This window comes from Acetoanaerobium pronyense, assembly GCF_017874355.1.
Lineage (GTDB): Bacteria > Bacillota > Clostridia > Peptostreptococcales > Filifactoraceae > Acetoanaerobium > Acetoanaerobium pronyense.
The window spans coordinates 16,807-32,821 of sequence record NZ_JAGGLI010000007.1 but is presented as its reverse complement, the minus strand read 5'-3'; the positions used below and the strand labels follow the sequence as shown (position 1 = coordinate 32,821).

General features: G+C 36.6%; 18 protein-coding genes and 1 pseudogene. 1 reads left to right on the top strand and 18 read right to left on the bottom strand.

Going from position 1 to position 16,015, the window contains the following annotated elements:
• The first annotated feature begins 28 nt into the window (after positions 1-28).
• Positions 29-1,252: an IS256 family transposase gene (locus tag J2Z35_RS04405; protein WP_245330755.1), complete on the top strand. Its 1,224-nt coding sequence runs from the start codon at positions 29-31 to the stop codon at positions 1,250-1,252.
• Between the two features lie 213 nt (positions 1,253-1,465).
• Here J2Z35_RS04405 and eutM read toward each other — a convergent pair whose 3' ends face one another.
• The 18 genes and pseudogenes from eutM to J2Z35_RS04315 all read right to left on the bottom strand — a co-directional run bounded on the left by eutM (position 1,466) and on the right by J2Z35_RS04315 (position 16,007).
• Positions 1,466-1,756, bottom strand: coding sequence for an ethanolamine utilization microcompartment protein EutM (gene eutM / locus J2Z35_RS04400; RefSeq protein ID WP_209659809.1), 291 nt, complete (start codon positions 1,754-1,756; stop codon positions 1,466-1,468).
• A 13-nt stretch (positions 1,757-1,769) separates the two neighbouring features.
• The gene (locus J2Z35_RS04395; protein WP_209659807.1) at positions 1,770-2,420 is read right to left on the bottom strand and encodes a phosphate propanoyltransferase; all 651 of its coding nucleotides are present in this window, start codon (positions 2,418-2,420) and stop codon (positions 1,770-1,772) included.
• A 1-nt stretch (position 2,421) separates the two neighbouring features.
• Positions 2,422-3,942 carry an acetaldehyde dehydrogenase (acetylating) gene (locus J2Z35_RS04390; RefSeq protein WP_330623381.1) on the bottom strand — a complete coding sequence of 507 codons (1,521 nt, stop codon included), beginning with the start codon at positions 3,940-3,942 and terminating at the stop codon, positions 2,422-2,424.
• A 362-nt stretch (positions 3,943-4,304) separates the two neighbouring features.
• Positions 4,305-4,568 (bottom strand): annotated as a pseudogene (locus J2Z35_RS14925) (BMC domain-containing protein); the annotation flags it as partial.
• Between the two features lie 41 nt (positions 4,569-4,609).
• On the bottom strand, positions 4,610-5,269 hold the full coding sequence (locus J2Z35_RS04380) for a cupin domain-containing protein (RefSeq protein ID WP_209659804.1): 660 nt from the start codon (positions 5,267-5,269) through the stop codon (positions 4,610-4,612).
• A gap of 42 nt (positions 5,270-5,311) precedes the next feature.
• Positions 5,312-5,860, bottom strand: coding sequence for a BMC domain-containing protein (locus J2Z35_RS04375; RefSeq protein WP_209659803.1), 549 nt, complete (start codon positions 5,858-5,860; stop codon positions 5,312-5,314).
• Positions 5,853-7,190 carry a 4Fe-4S dicluster domain-containing protein gene (locus tag J2Z35_RS04370; protein WP_209659801.1) on the bottom strand — a complete coding sequence of 446 codons (1,338 nt, stop codon included), beginning with the start codon at positions 7,188-7,190 and terminating at the stop codon, positions 5,853-5,855. The genes J2Z35_RS04375 and J2Z35_RS04370 overlap by 8 nt, the downstream gene beginning before the upstream one ends.
• Before the next feature lie 18 nt (positions 7,191-7,208).
• On the bottom strand, positions 7,209-7,472 hold the full coding sequence (locus J2Z35_RS04365; protein WP_209659799.1) for a EutN/CcmL family microcompartment protein: 264 nt from the start codon (positions 7,470-7,472) through the stop codon (positions 7,209-7,211).
• Entirely contained in the window at positions 7,466-7,771 is a 306-nt protein-coding gene (locus tag J2Z35_RS04360; protein WP_209659798.1) for a BMC domain-containing protein, read from the bottom strand. Before J2Z35_RS04360 ends, J2Z35_RS04365 begins: the two co-directional genes overlap by 7 nt.
• Positions 7,772-7,782: 11 nt before the next feature.
• The gene (gene eutJ, locus J2Z35_RS04355; RefSeq protein WP_209659796.1) at positions 7,783-8,628 is read right to left on the bottom strand and encodes an ethanolamine utilization protein EutJ; all 846 of its coding nucleotides are present in this window, start codon (positions 8,626-8,628) and stop codon (positions 7,783-7,785) included.
• Positions 8,610-9,290 (bottom strand): hypothetical protein, encoded by a 681-nt coding sequence (locus J2Z35_RS04350; protein ID WP_209659794.1) that lies wholly within the window; start codon positions 9,288-9,290, stop codon positions 8,610-8,612. Before J2Z35_RS04350 ends, eutJ begins: the two co-directional genes overlap by 19 nt.
• A complete protein-coding gene (locus J2Z35_RS04345) occupies positions 9,287-9,748 on the bottom strand; it encodes a EutP/PduV family microcompartment system protein (protein ID WP_209659792.1) in 462 nt (153 codons plus the stop codon). Before J2Z35_RS04345 ends, J2Z35_RS04350 begins: the two co-directional genes overlap by 4 nt.
• Positions 9,745-10,098 carry a BMC domain-containing protein gene (locus tag J2Z35_RS04340; protein ID WP_209659790.1) on the bottom strand — a complete coding sequence of 118 codons (354 nt, stop codon included), beginning with the start codon at positions 10,096-10,098 and terminating at the stop codon, positions 9,745-9,747. The genes J2Z35_RS04345 and J2Z35_RS04340 overlap by 4 nt, the downstream gene beginning before the upstream one ends.
• A gap of 31 nt (positions 10,099-10,129) precedes the next feature.
• Complete coding sequence (cutD, locus tag J2Z35_RS04335; RefSeq protein WP_330623378.1) at positions 10,130-11,143, bottom strand: choline TMA-lyase-activating enzyme; 1,014 nt, start codon at positions 11,141-11,143, stop codon at positions 10,130-10,132.
• 48 nt (positions 11,144-11,191) lie between these two features.
• Complete coding sequence (cutC, locus tag J2Z35_RS04330) at positions 11,192-13,735, bottom strand: choline trimethylamine-lyase (protein WP_209659788.1); 2,544 nt, start codon at positions 13,733-13,735, stop codon at positions 11,192-11,194.
• Between the two features lie 52 nt (positions 13,736-13,787).
• Positions 13,788-15,272, bottom strand: coding sequence for an aldehyde dehydrogenase family protein (locus tag J2Z35_RS04325; RefSeq protein ID WP_209659787.1), 1,485 nt, complete (start codon positions 15,270-15,272; stop codon positions 13,788-13,790).
• A 41-nt stretch (positions 15,273-15,313) separates the two neighbouring features.
• Positions 15,314-15,616, bottom strand: a complete 303-nt coding sequence (locus J2Z35_RS04320; RefSeq protein WP_209659785.1) for a BMC domain-containing protein — start codon at positions 15,614-15,616, stop codon at positions 15,314-15,316.
• Positions 15,617-15,710: 94 nt separating this feature from the next.
• Positions 15,711-16,007 carry a BMC domain-containing protein gene (locus J2Z35_RS04315; RefSeq protein ID WP_209659783.1) on the bottom strand — a complete coding sequence of 99 codons (297 nt, stop codon included), beginning with the start codon at positions 16,005-16,007 and terminating at the stop codon, positions 15,711-15,713.
• Between the last annotated feature and the right edge of the window lie 8 nt (positions 16,008-16,015).

The window sequence follows — 16,015 nt, the reverse complement described above, 5'->3', positions numbered from 1 at the left end:
ATATAATCAATCTGGAGGTATTTTAATTATGGCTAAAATCAAAAGAGATCCAAAGCGCAGGGAAGCTATTAAAAAATTTATTGAGCTTTATCAACCTGAATCTGTCGAAGACATCTATGAAAGTCTTAAGGATATGCTTGGTGAAACCATTGAGCAGATGCTTGAAACTGAGCTTGAAAGTCAAATTGGTTACCCTAAGGGAGATAAGCCTCAGGCGGCTTTAAATTCCAGAAATGGCTACAGTACAAAGGTTCTTAAATCAAAAGCTGGCGCTGTTCCAATAAATGTCCCTAGGGATAGATATGGTGAATTTGAACCGAAGGTTGTTAAGAAGTATCAAACTGATATTTCTCACATTGAAGAGCAAATAATTTCCATGTATGGCAAGGGTATGACTGTAAGAGATATATCAAAGCATGTTCAAGATATCTACGGTTTTTCTGTTTCTGAAGGCCTTGTATCTCAAATAACTAATAAAATATTACCTACAATAACTGAGTGGCAAAACAGACCTCTTCAAGAGATCTATCCAATAATATTTTTAGATGCCATACACTACAATGTTAAGCAAGATGGTGTAATTGCTAAAAAAGCCGTATACATCATTATTGGGATAGATATTGAGGGAAATAAGGATGTTTTAGGTATGTGGGTTGGGGAAAATGAGTCTTCTAAGTTTTGGCTTACTGTAATTAATGAACTTAAAAATCGTGGGGTTAAGGATATCCTTATCGCGTCGATAGACGGTTTAAGTGGCTTTTCAGATGCTATTCATGCTGTCTTTCCTAAAACGGAAATACAGCGCTGCATAATTCATCAAATAAGAAGCTCTACGAGGTATGTTAATTACAAAGATAAAAAAGAACTTGTAAAAGATCTTAAAGATGTATATAAGGCGACTAGCCTTGATGTGGCTGAACATAATTTAGATGTATTTTCTGAAAAATGGAATAAAAAGTATCCTTCTTGTGTGAATTCTTGGCAAAGTAATTGGGCTCATCTTTCTTCTTACTTTAAGTATCCTCAAGAGGTTAGAACCATAATTTATACTACAAATGCTATGGAAAATTTTAATAGACAGCTTAGAAAGGTAACGAAGAGCAAATCTATATTTCCTAGTGATACTGCTCTTTCCAAGAGCCTTTACCTTGCAATGCTGGATTCTACTTCGAAATGGACATCCAGAATTAGAAACTGGGATTATATATTAAATCACTTAGCTATCTATTTTGAAGGAAGAATAAAGATTTAAATTTTATATTAAAAGGCTGTCAAGAAATGAAGCCTCTTGACAGCCTATTTGTCGTTATGTTTCAATGTTTTTAAATTGATGATTATATTTAACTCTTAAAACTTTTCTTTCAATCATCAAACTTTCTTATGATTATCCCAATTCAGAGGATAAAACACAAATTATTTTACACTACCGGTAGAAATTAATCTACCCTTTTTTTCATAAAATTAATTATTCTTTTCCTAGCTTTGAAACTGGAAGTATTCCTTCTACTTCTACGTGAGGACGTGGGATTACGTGAACTGAGATTAGCTCTCCTACTCTTTGAGCAGCTGCAGCTCCAGCATCTGTAGCAGCTTTTACAGCTCCTACATCGCCTCTTACCATTACTGTTACTAGTCCTCCGCCAATTTGCTCTTTACCTACAAGGTAAACATTAGCAGCCTTCACCATTGCGTCTGCCGCCTCAACAGCACCTACTAAACCTTTTGTTTCTATCATTCCTAATGCATCATATTTCATTTCTTATTCCTCCTTATTTTTTTATTTTAATTTTTGATAAAGAATTGATATTCATTGCATTTGCTTCTTCTGTATCTACATGAAACTCTAATAAAGAAGAGTCATTTGCCCTAATTGCAACATTACTGTAAATGCCGCCCCTTTCGCCATCAACTTCTATAGAAACTATTTCTCCATCTTCAACTCCTAGACGCTTGGCGTCTTTACAGTTCATATGGATATGTCTTTGAGCTACAACAAGCCCTTCCTTTATTTGAACTGACCCTTTTGGGCCAACTAAAGTGATTCCAGGTGTGCCCTTTAAGTCACCAGATATTCTTATTGGCATATCTAATCCAAGTTTATATGAATCTCCAAGAAGTACCTCCACCTGAGTCTTGTTTCTTGTTGGTCCAAGAACTCTAACCTTTTCTATCGCTCCTTTTGGACCGCAGATTGTGATAGTTTCCTTACAAGCATATTGACCTGGTTGAGATAGCTCCTTAAGTTTTACAAGCTCATGATTTTCTCCAAACAGTGCCTTCATATCTTCAGCAGACAGATGAACATGTCTATTTGATACACCTACTGGAATTGAGTTTATATCACTACAGCTTTTTTCAATGGAATGATTTTTTTTAACTTCTTCTATAAGCATACTTAAGACAGCTTCAAAATTCTCCATCTTAATTTGCTCCCTTCATTGCCTTAATAAGCTCATTGATTAAGCTCATCATTTTTTCATCAGAATCACCTTCTGAGTTAGAGTTTAGAGAGAAAGAAGGTTGTCCATTTTGCTTTTCATCCCTTAGTTCTTTTTTAAGCTCTGGATAGTCAAATGTAATGTCAGATGATGCCAAGGTGTCACAGTCTTTGATTCCATAGGCAACTCTTTTTATATTAATAAGGTGAAGTGGAGTTACATTTTCAGATGTTGAGCTTCCTCCCCATGTACCACACCCTAGCGTGAAGGATGGCATAAGAGAAGTGCTGGCTCCAGTACCGCCCTGGGCACTTCCTGTATTAACAAGGATTCTAGCAGCTGGTTTTTGAGTGAACTTAAGGACTATGTCTCTGTCCTCTGTGTGAAGACTCATAGTGTGTCCAATCCCATTTTGAAGAAGCTCTATACTTAGCTCACAAGCTTCATGCCAATCCTTTACTGTATAAAAACCAAGTACGGTTGTTAGCTTTTCATAGGAAAGTGGATAGTCTGGACCTACTCCACACTGCTCTCCTATTAAAACTCTAGTCCCCTCTGGAATGGATATTTCTGCTGCCTTAGCAATCACATCTGCACTTCTTCCCACACATTTAGCATTCATAGTATGGCCATCTTTAAATAATAGTTTGCAAACTTTAGATGTTTCTTCACTTGTCATGAAGTATCCACCTTGTTTTTTAAACTCAGCTATTACTGCATCACGATTGCACTCTTCCACTATGATTGATTGTTCTGAAGCACATATTGTACCGTTGTCAAAGGTCTTACTTGCCATTATATTTCTTACTGCCTTTTCAATGTTGGCAGTTCTCTCTATATATGCTGGAGAGTTTCCAGCTCCAACTCCAAGGGCTGGTTTTCCTGCACTGTATGATGCCTTTACCATCCCTGGCCCACCTGTTGCAATAATTAGTGCAATATCCTTGTGTTTCATAAGTTCATTTGTTGCCTGTATGCTTGGCAATGATATACAGCTTATTATATTTTCTGGCGCTCCAGCCTCTACTGCTGCATCATGAACTATCTTTACTGCTTCTAGAGTACATTTCAGTGCAGATGGATGGGGGGAAAATACTATTGCATTTCTTGATTTTATGGCTATCATAGCTTTAAATATCGCTGTTGATGTTGGGTTTGTTGATGGAACAATTCCCATAAGTAACCCCATAGGTTCTGCAATTTCCATTGTTTTTTGGTTTACATCTTCATTTATTATTCCTATGGTTTTCATATCTTTAATTGAATCGTATAGCATTACTGATGCCATATGGTTTTTATAGGTCTTATCTTCAAACTTCCCAAAACCTGTTTCTTCAACCGCCATTTTAGCAAGGCAGACTGCATTTTCTTTGGCTGCTTTTACCATGCTTTGCAAAATCTTATCTATCTGTTCATTTGTGTAGGTTGCTATTTTATTTGCAGCTATCTTTCCAAGTCTTGCAAGGTCTCTTGCTTCTTGAACAGAACGTAGGTCCTTATCTATAGTTACCAGTTAAATCCCCTCCTTTTTTGATATTTTTATATTGATAAGCTATTTTCATAGTATTTTCTAAACTCTTCTATTAGCATCTTTTTATCTGCCTTAGATATTCCTCTTCCCATTATTCCAAATTCCTTGTATTGTCTGGCAAGATTTCTAAGTCTCACAACCTTGAAGCTGTTTAATACTTGAATTATTTTTTCAATACCATAGTTAAGTACTGCTTTATCTAAAGATTCTTTTCCCTTTATACTTCCTTGATTAATATCTTCCTTAGTCTCTATAATGATTTTATCAACTTCTATATGTTGATTTTTTTCTTCTTCAATTTCAATTTCTTCATTAAACTCTTTTTTTTCTGTCAAAATAATATTTTGAACTTCACCGTGAGGCCTTGGTATCACATGATGTGAAATAAGCAGATTTTCATCTATTTGTTTTACTACTGCTTGTCCAGCTTCTACAGCGGCTTTTACAGCACCTACATCTCCTGTTACAGAGATATACACAAGACCTCCTCCAACGTACTGCTTTTCTAAAAGCTTGACGTTTGAAGCCTTTAACATCGCATCTGCACTTTCAATAGCTGCTATTAGTCCTTTAGTTTCTATAAAACCAAGTGCTTGCATTGATTAGTCCTCCCTAGCTTTAGCTGAAAATATCCCCTATATTAAAGTAGGTCTGCCCAATTCGCTGGATAGGTAACATAAAATATCTTTGCCTTATCAGGAGATCCCCAGGTTACATTTGAGCCTGATGGTACATAAAGTATATCTCCTTTATTTGCAGTTAATGTCTTGCCATCTATTGTTACAGTAAGGGTTCCCTCTATTACATAATCAAGCTCTTCATAGGTTAGATTCCAGTCAAATTCTGAGTTTTCAATTGTTAGAAGCCCTGCACTCATAGAGGATTCCTCTTTGCTTATAAGTTCTTGATAGCTAACCTTTGCATTTGGATTTCCTGTATCAAACACATCGAATTTAACTGAATCTCCCCTTACAAGCTTAACTCCATTTCCTGCAGTCTCACAGGTATAAGGCTTTGGATTTGCAAGTGATTCCAGAACTTCATTAAGGAGCCCCTTACTCATTAGACCCTTTAAAAGATTGTAAATCATATCTGAGTCTAGTTCATTTTTTCCCCCATCTGGATTTTTAACAGCAGACTTTACTTCACAAGGTATACACTGAGAAGAAAGTTCAATGCCAAAGGCCTTTGCCATATCCTTAGCCGATGGTGTAACTATAGTGTTTTTATCAATATAGATGGTTTTAGTGCCTTCAGATTTTGCTTTTTCAATATCTTTACCACAGATTAGTTTCTTCACATTTTCACATCCTTTCATATATAGCTATAATTTGTCTATATATTAAAGCAGTGTATCAACAAGTATATTTGAAGGAGATGGGATTATTTCTGTATTCACCAGTAGGCCACTTTCTTTTCCCACCTCTTCTCCAGCCTCAACTCCTGCTTTAACCGCTGCAACATCACCTGTAAATATAAAGTATGATTTTCCTCCAAGACCATTTCCAAGTCTAAGCTCTATTGGTTCAAGCATTGCAGTCTTTAAGACAGCATCCGCTACAGTCACCATTGTGGCCTGTGAAAAAGATTCGATTATTCCTATGGCCAAGATTTCATCTGGCATCACTGTCCCTGTTATTGCTGGAAATATTTGGGGACTAACATTTGGTATAAGTAGTGTATCAACAAGATGCTCTCCTGCTATTTGCTCTCCAGTATCAACAGAGTTGTCAACAGCTGCAACATCACCATGAACAATCACTATAAATTTTCCTGGACATGTGGACCCTGCCGTAACTATATCCACATCAGAAACCTTCACCATCTGATCTGCTGCATATATTCCTCTGGCAATACTGGAAAACTCTACCATTCCTATTGCTTTAGGCATTTAGGTTCCTCCTTATTGCAATAAAATCTTCATTAACTTCTGTTACTGTTCCTGTAATACTTGAGTGTATTGCAGCCCCTAATTCACCTTCAGGAATAACCCCAATTTGCTGTCCTATTTGAACCATGTCTCCCTTATTTACAATTGGATTTGCTTTTTTCCCTACATGCTGTCCTGTGTATATAAAGACCATTTCAGGTTCTAAGATTTCCTCAGTAAGGGGTGCGTATTTGTCAAAGTTTTTCAGTCCAAGTCTAGCTACGAGCCTCTTGCTTGGAAGAAGTCTATAATCCCTAAACTTTCTAGGTGCATAATCAGTTTTTTTCGGAATATGTCTTACCCTTTCCTCATCCAGCTTTGTTTTAAAGTAAAGATTTGAAAGCCTTGGATAAAGTCCCGCTGGACAGGAGTATAGTTCACAGAGATTACACTGACAGCATAGCTGAGCACTTGACTGAAGGTTTCCATCATCTAAAGAATAATTAAGTGCTGTCATAATCTTATGGGGATTTATATCGTGTCCCAAAAGATATCTAGGGCATAAGTCTGTACACATGCGACACTGCTCACAGGCTGACCTGTTTATTCTCTTTCCCTGAACTATATCCATTGATTTCCTTTTAATAAGGTGATGATCTTTTTTTAGGATTATGAACCCCTTTGTCTTCTTTGTTACATATCCATTTAAATCATTCATAACAGGCCCCATCATCGGTCCACCGTCAATAACCCTGTAATCTTCAAAGGATTCTATTCCAGATCTTTTTAAAACTTCTATTATAGGTGTTCCAACTGGTACTTTCATGGTCTTAGGATTTGGGATATCCCCTGCCACAGTAATGTAGGTGTGGGTAACCGGCAATCCTTCAAGTGCATTGTATATATTTAGGGCTGTCTCTGAGTTAATTACTACGCATCCTACTGAAATAGGTATATTCATCTCTGGAACAACTCTACCTGTTAGCTCATATACAAGTACCTGTTCGTCTCCTGCAGGGTATACATCTGCCATTTCCTTTATCTCTATAAAATCTTCAAGGCTTAAGCTTTTAATGGTTTCATTTAGTATTGAGATTACTTTCTTATGCTTGTTTTTTATTCCTATAATCCCTTTTTCTGCCCCTATAAATCTTCCTGCAGCTTCAAGTCCTTTTATTATTTCAGCTGGAAAGATTTCCATAAGCTGCTGATCTACCCTAAGCAAGGGTTCACATTCCGCTCCATTTAAAAGGATATAATCTGCTTTTCCTTGCAACTTTACGTGGGTGGGAAATCCTGCTCCTCCCGCCCCCACAATTCCTGATTTTTTTACTATATCAAGAAGGGTCATTTAATATTCCTCCTGAGTCTATCCAAAATTACAGTCTCTATCAATTATTCCCACAACTGCTGCATCAACTGGCAGGTCATCGTTTGAAAGCATTTTTCTTGCTGCTGAGCCAGTACATACAATGACACTATCTCCTATACCTGCCCCTATTGTGTCTACTACCACAAGTCTTTGACCGTTATCATTTCCACCAATTATCTCTGCTAACATGAATTTGAGTCCATTTAATGATTCTGCTTTTCTAGTTGCCCATATACTATCGAGTAATCTTGCAGTTAGCATAGCTTATTCCCCTTTTCGAAATTGGATTTTATCTCTGAAATAGCAGATTCAACAGAAGATGTATCTCCAAATATCCCTATCATTATCAGATTTTGAGGACAGCTCCCCTTGACATCTGAAACTGTTACTCCAGCAGATTTTTCTGCAATGTCTACTGCACATATCATATCTATCATCCGCCCTTGAACAAGGCCTATTGCATGTATTTCATCTGGATTCATTTCTATGTTTAGAGATGTTCGCTTAATTATAATTTGCAGTGTTGATTTAGATGGAGATTTTATAATTCTATATTCCATAAAAACAGCTCCTAATCTAAGGGTTTATCTGTGCATCCAAGGGCAATTCCTAGCGGGGTTACAAACATTGGATTTTCCGGTTTATGGGTGAAGATTCCTGTTTTTCTCTCTATGATATCTTCAATGCCAGCAAGGCAACATGTCCCTCCAACTAAAAATATTTCATTTACATCAAATCCCTTAATATGCTGATTTATTATTGTAGCTATCTTTTCAACCACTGGTTTTAAAGTGGGAAGAAGCTCTTTGTGATTTTTAGGGTTTCTTTTGTAGATATCAGCATCTTTAAACTCCATGTTGTAGGCACCTGAGATTACAAGGGAAAAGTGAGTTCCTCCAGTTGGCTCGTCTGCTACATATATTACCTTGCCGTCTTTAAGTATTGAGATTCCAGTGGTTCCTCCACCTATATCCACAACCGCTCCATTTTGGATGTTTAGTACCTTGTTTGCAGCTGTCGGTTCATCTAAAAGACTGGTAACTTCAAATCCTGCTGCTTGAACCACATTTCTAACAGCTCCTGAATCTAATAGATCAGTTCCTGGAGGGATTGCAGCCGCAGAGTATATCAGCTCTGCTCCCAATTTCTCTTCAAGCTCTTCCTTTAGCTCCCTTACTATTTTTACTGCCCCAATGTAGTCAACAACCATACCATCACGTACTACATCTGCATATCTATATGCCCCTGCAACAGGTTTGTAGTTTTCATCAAGAACCGCAAGTACTATGCATGCTGTACCTAAATCCACACCTGTATAATATAAAGGAGATTTTGTTTTTATTGGCTTTTTTACAACTGTTTCAAAATCTCTAACTAGCTGGTCACAGTATTCATAGTTTAGCTTTTTCTTTGACATTCTTTACCTCCAAAAATAGAACAAATCATTTGAGACAGGGTGTTTATACATATATTAACCTTGCCAATCGTCTCACTGGAAAATTCTGTTTCTCCAAATAGCTGTATAATCACTGGTTCCAGTTCCCTAAGTGTGCATCTTAACCTGTGAAGAATTACAATTTCTCTACCTCTTTTAAGCTGAATATGAAACTCTGTGATTTCAAAACAATCCCCTAATTCCTTATCCAGATTTTTCGTATTTATCCCTTCACATTCTTTTACTGAAAGCCTTATATGATTTTGGGCATCCTTATCTTTCCCTAGATTCCCAAACTGTTTGCCAAGTATGGTTATCTGCTGAGCTAAAAAAACATCTCTATCTAAAAGTTCTTCTGCAGTTACAAGAAACAAGGCTTCAATTGTTTTCACTTTATTTATAAATATCTTTTCAGATAATGTATTTTCAACTGCTTCACTGATTTTATCTGCTTTTTCAACATTTTCTTTTTTAAATTTGTTTATATTTTTGTTATATGCAGAATCAGATAATATCTTTATACCTTTATCTAAAAGAAATTGTCGCCCTCCAGGAGTTAACCTCTCCCCTGCTTTAGTATCATAGGTAGTAAAAGGTTCTTTTTTATATGCTACTTTTAAATTTTCTTCGGTTATAAACCTCATATTAATCCCCCTTTACCTTCTTCTTTTAAAAACAAATGTTTTTTTAATTCTTCAATTCCTATTCCCATCTCTGTGCTTATTTTAAAATAAGGCTCTAAGACCCCTGCTTCTTTAAGGAGATTAATAGCTATATCCTCATTTTCCTTCATTAAGTCTATCTTCGTTATAGCCCCAATTACTGGACAATTAAATGCTTTTGCAAATCCCGGTGAATATATTTTCTCTTTACTGGTTTGATCAACCAACAAAATAATATATGATGCATCTTGAGAAAGTGCTATTAGATGCTTGTACATCCAAGAATTTTCAATATATGCACTTGGTACATCTATAGTCTTTTCACCATATATCACATCTGGAGTCTTCTTTAATTTCCCTTTATAATTATTTATTTGATTTACAAGGGTGGTTTTCCCAGAATTTTTAGGTCCAACTATCATTATTCTCTTTTTTCTCATGTCCTTGTAATTGGTACAGTTGTAAAACCAAGGAGGCTTTCAAGTGCATAGCACACTGCTTCCAAGGATGTTTCCACTGACTGTACATCTCCAGTAATAATGAGGGAGCCTGTAAATCTATCTAAGAATCCTATTTCTACATCTGCTGCCTTTGTGGCAACGTCAGCTGCTATAATTGACGCTTCATAAGGACTTATAGTGAGTATACCTATGGCCCCTTTTTCATCTATCCCAAGTCTTTCATAAATACCTTCCGTTGGTGATGCTATAACATGGGCTATTGTTATCTGTTTACCTGGAACAGATTCTTGTATAATACGCTCTATAGGTTTTTCAAATACATTTCCCATATTATTTCCTCCATAGCTTTATTGTGAAAATTTAATGATTTACAACCCAAACCGGAAAATTATACTTGCTAATCCAGCATTCTATTTGTTTCAGTTCATCCATACTTAGCTGAAAATCCCCTTCTATAGGGTATTTCATTCCCAGCTGATTATATTTGTGGACTCCTAGCTTATGATATGGAAGTAAATCTATTCCTTTAAAGTTTTTATAATCCTTATAAGGCATTAAAAGCTCTATTATTCCTTTTATCTCTTTTTCGCTGTCATTTACTCCCTTTAATAGAGGCATTCTTACTTTTACATTGTGCCTTTTGTGGAGCAATTCTTTTAGATTTTCTATTATTCTCTCGTTCCTTACTCCTGTAAGCTCATAGTGCTTGTCAGAGTCTATGTGCTTTAGATCATATAAAAATAGGTCAGTAAATTCTGCCATTTTCATTATATTTTCCATCTTTGAGTAACCACAGGTTTCAATCGCTGTGTTTATTCCTTCGCTTTTACAAACCATTAGAAGGTTAGTTGCAAATTCTGGCTGAGATGTAACCTCTCCTCCACCTAAAGTAACTCCTCCACCTGACATTTCATAAAAAGCGGAATCTTCATCAACTACTTCAAAAATCTCTGAAACTGTTTTTACTTCACCTGCTATAGATAACGAGTTTTTTATACATCCATCTTTGCACTTATTGCAGCCTATGCAGTCTATATTTCTATTTACTATGTGTTTTTTATTTTCATCTAAAGTATGAATCCCAACAGGGCAAACAGATACACAAGCGCCACAATCAATACACGAGCTTTCTTTGAACATAACCTGGTATTTTCTCTCTAATCCTTCAGGATTTGAACACCATTTACATCTCAATGGACATCCTTTGAAAAAAACCAAGGTTCTTATACCCGGTCCATCATGCATATTGTATTTTTGTATATTAAATATAACTGCTTTTCGCTCTGGTAAACCTAGCTTGTTATTGCTCATATCATCTGCACTCCTGTTTAATTCTGTATTTTCACCTGCATTTGGACAATAGTCCTTATCCAAATGCAGGTTTTATAAATCATTTTTTGTTAATTTAATGTGAAGGATTTATTAAAAATGAGTAAGCATGGTTCTACTTATAATCTCATCTTGAACATCCTTGCAAAGCTCTACGAAGAATGCACTGTATCCAGCAACACGAACAACAAGGTCACGATACTGCTCTGGATTTTTCTGAGCTTCTAAAAGGGTGTTATTGTCAAGGTAGTTAAACTGCATCTCCCCAATTCCAAGCATGCAAGCACTTCTTAGAAGTGTTATTATTCCCTCTTCTCCTTCTGGAGTGTCAAGTAATCCTGACATTAGCTTGAAGTTGTGAACCATTCCAAGGTTCATATTGTCGCAAGACATTTTTGATACAGATTTGATTATTGCAGTAGGGCCTTTAAAGTCAGCTCCCTGGGTTGGACTGATTCCATCCGATAGAGGGCTCCAAGCCATACGACCATTTGCAGTAGCTCCTGTAAGTTGTCCAAATGGAGTGTTGTTTGATATTGATAGTGTTCCATGGCACATTACAGAATATAGAGTCTTGTATTTTCTATGCTCCATCTCTGTGAAGTGAACAAGGTCTGTTGCAATAAGATCTGCATAGTCATCATCATTTCCATACTTTGGAGCATCTAGACAATCTTTTCTTATTTGCTCATATCCAACAAAGTCAGCCTTTAAAGCTTCATTAATCTGTCTTAATGTATATTTCTTTTCATCAAATACTAGCTTTTTAATAGCTGCCATTGAATCTACGTAAGTCGCAAGACCACTCCAAACAACTCCAGGACCGAAGTTGTACATAGCTCCCCCTGCAGAAACGTCTTTTCCTTTTTCCATACAACCTTCATACATTATGGACATTAAAGGCTTTGGAGCAAGTTCTCTATGAACTCTTTGTGTGATTACTGTAGCAATACCGCTTAACTTAGTAACGTATTTTATCTGCTCTTTTACAGCATTTTCAAACTCTTCATAGGTTTTGAAGCTATCTATATTTCCCATATCTGGGCAAACCTGCTTACCATACCAAAGTGGTACTCCATTGTTTAGTACAAGCTCTATACAAATAGGCCACTGGGTATATGCAGTCGAAGTCCACTGATATAGTCTTCCTGATTTTTGAGGCTCAACGCAACCCATAAGGCAGTAATCACGTGCATCCTCTATTGAAACTCCTTTTGCAAGCATCATTTTTATATGAACATCATCAAAGTGACAAGCTGGGAATCCCATTCCTGATCTAACAACATCAACTATTTTTTTAAGATATTTCTTCGGTGACTTGCTATGAATACGTGTAGCTAGTGATGGCTGATATATCTTTACATGTCTAACTGCATCCATAAGAAGGTAAGTCAAATCGTTTGTAGCATCGAATCCTTCACGAGTAACTCCACCAACGCACATATTTACAAATGGCTGATATCCTGCGAAGAACTTAGATGCTCCCTCACTTGTAACCCACATCATTTCAGACATTTTGATAAGCATAGAACCTGCAAGCTCAAAAGCCTCAAACATGTTCATTCTTCCACTTTCTATGTCAGCCTTAAAGAATGGGTACATATACTGGTCAACACGGCCAATTGACATACCTGTTTGATTCTCTTCAACAACTAGCAGTGACTCTATTGTCCAAACTGACTGAACCGCTTCCCAGAATGTACTTGGTTTGTGGGCAGGTACTCTTCTATTTACTTCTGCTATTTTATAAAGCTCTGATTTACGTATTGGGTTTGATTCTTTTGCAGCTAATTCTTCAGCGTAGTCAGCTAGTCTATTAGCGTATATCATTACCCCTTCAGCAGTTTCTATTACTGACTTATAGTAATATATTTTTTCTATATCCTCTGGGTTTGCATAATCTAGCTTTTCAAGGTGCTCCCTTGCCTCTCTTTGAATATCCAGCATACCTTTTTTCATAAGTATTACATCGTATCCAGGGTTTGAGTCTCCTCCACCGTTTAATGCATGATAAGAACAGTCTGATACGAAAGAGTCTCCAGATATTTCCCATACTCCAGCTTCACGAAACTGATCTTCACAGTATTCATCAACTGATTTTCCACTCCAAAATGGGAAAAGCTCTTCTTTCATGTATTTTTTATCTTCTTCTGATATATAAAATGGATCCTGAGCTCTAGTTCCTATAGTATCTATCTCTGCCTCAAGCCATCTCCATGATATATCCGGAGAAAAAGCTCCTGCACGTGGTGCTCCACATGGTGCTCCAACTATAAGCTCATGGTCCTGAATCACAAGGGGAGCAGTTTCACAGCAGTATTTAAAGCTCTTTGCTCTTAGCAGTCCTTTAGGCATTCCAGGATTTTCTTTAACTATTTTTGTAATAGCCTTTGCTCTATGTGTAGTTATTGTTGGTGTCCACTTCATATAGTTTTCTTTAAGCTTCTTTAGACGATCTGTAATTCCGTCTGGAGCCTCTGTTTGACTGCTACTTGCTCTATATATTTGATTTGGAGCTTCATCTTTTTGAATTTCCTTTGAAATACCTTCAAAAATCTTCATTAAAGATGTTCGTTCTTCTGCAGACATACTTTTCGTTGCTTCTGCAAGCTTATTTGAAAAATCACGAATATCCAAAATTCTTACCTCCAGTTCTTTTTTATATTGCAATTTTATAAGAAATATTTTTCTAGTTTATTTCCCTTAATATTTTTTCCAGTATTTCCTTGAGTCCATCTTCATGGTCTATATTTTCACTATTTATAGTCTTTGTTTCATATACAGCTTTATTTATAGGGTTATCCTTAGTTATATCTTCTAAAGACCTCACCCCAACTCCAACCTTACGAATATATACAAGGTTCATGGGAGATATATTGTCTGAAGTCATACCCTTGCCTGCTGAGCCACTTCCTAAGGTCATAGCTGGAAATAAATTTGTTGTAATCCCCATGCTTCCAAAGGCTCCAGGGGTATTTACAAGAATTCTTCCTACAGGTTTTTTTAGAGCAAATTGCTTGATTACTTCTTGGTCATTGGAGTGAATAGAAAGGGTGTGTCCGTTTCTTTCACTAAGGAGTAATTCTATGCATTTTTCACAGGCATTCATCCAGTCTTCTTCTATGTAGTAAGCTAGAACTGGACAAAGTTTTTCTTTGGAGTATGGGTTGTTTTCAAAAACATATTTTTGCTTAGATACAAGAACCTTTGTATTTTCAGGTACACTAATCCCTGCTCTTTTAGCAAGCTCAAGTGCTGTTTTTCCAATGGTTTCTACCTCTTGATTCCCCGTTGAATCAAACAGAATATTCCCAATCATCATTGATTCTTTTTCTGTCATAAAGTAGGCCCCAAGGTTTTCCATTTCATTTTGTACCTGCATGGCTACTGGGCTATCTACAACAACTGATTGCTCAGACCCGGAAAGAACTCCATTGTCAAATGTCTTGCTCTTTATTATATCCCTCACAGCGTCCTTTATATTTGCGGTTCTTTCTATAAAGGCTGGGACGCAGCCATTGCCACCGTATATTACAGGTTTTCCAGATTTTTGTCCTTCACTTAGCATTTCCAAAACTCCAGTATTCATAATAATGGAGGTATCCTTATGATTCATCATCTCTTTTGTTCCTGCTTCAGTAACGGTCTTAAGATATGATAGTGAACCCTGAGGAAGTCCAAACTCTAGTCCTTTTTTAATCATTATTTCTAGTGCTCTACCCACAGATTTTTTTGCTCTTTTGTGGGGAGAAAACACTATGGCATTTCCTGATTTTATGGCTATTAGTGTCTTGTATATAGCTGTTGATACAGGGCTAGTTGAAGGGACAAGTGCTACTATAACTCCAACTGGAACTCCAATATCCATGGTTTTGTTTTGTGTATCTTCAGATATTATTCCAATGCATTTTATGTCCTTGATTTTTTCAAATACGTAACTTGACACAAATTTATTTTTGATATATTTATCAGAAGTATTGCCATAGTCAGTTTCACTTTGAGATATAAACGCAAGCTCATTTGAGTGCTTTTCTATCTCCTTTGCAATTTCCCTTACAACCGCATCTAGCTTCTCTTGTGAAAAACTAGATAAAAGACTTTGGGCTTCCTTTGCGTGTTCTATAAGTATTCTAGCCTCTTGTATGGAGAGCAAATCATTGTCTATAATATTCATTTTTTTCTCTCCTTTTCGTTTCCTATTTCTTTTTAAATCCTTTAAATATCTAAGTTTTCAAGTGAATAACGTGCTATTATTTTTTCTATATCCTGATGAGGACTTGGTATTACAACTGAGCTATAGACTTCTGAACCCATGTTTTCAACTGCTCTCACACCTGCTTCTACTGCCGCTTTGCAAGCCCCCACATCTCCACGTACAAGAACCGAAATATACCCTGATGCCACGTTTTCAAATCCTGCAAGCTCAACATCTGCTGCCTTGCACATTGCATCTGCCGCTTCTAGTATATATACAATTCCAAAAGTTTCTATTAATCCTAAGGCGCTATAAGTTTTCATAATTATTTCAGCCCTCCAAATTTAGGTTTTTATTGTTTTTACAGCAATGTTTTCTAATTAATTAGCGATTTGCAGTGCTAATAAATTGAGCTTCTTATTTGTCTATATCGTATATGGAAACTATCTGTCCAATATCTTTTATAGGTCTTGGCATAACATTTTGAGCAGTAAGTTTCCCGATTGCTCCTGCTGCTATTGCTCCTGCTTCTACTGCTGCCTTAACAGCTCCAACGTCGCCTTTTACCATAATAGTAACTAAGGTAGACCCTATATTTTCATAGGATACAAGCTCAACATTTGCTGCCTTCAACATCTTATCCGCTGCTTCGATTGCTGGAACCATTCCCACAGTTTCAACAAGACCTAACGCTTCTTCTCCAAAATATTTCATCATATTTT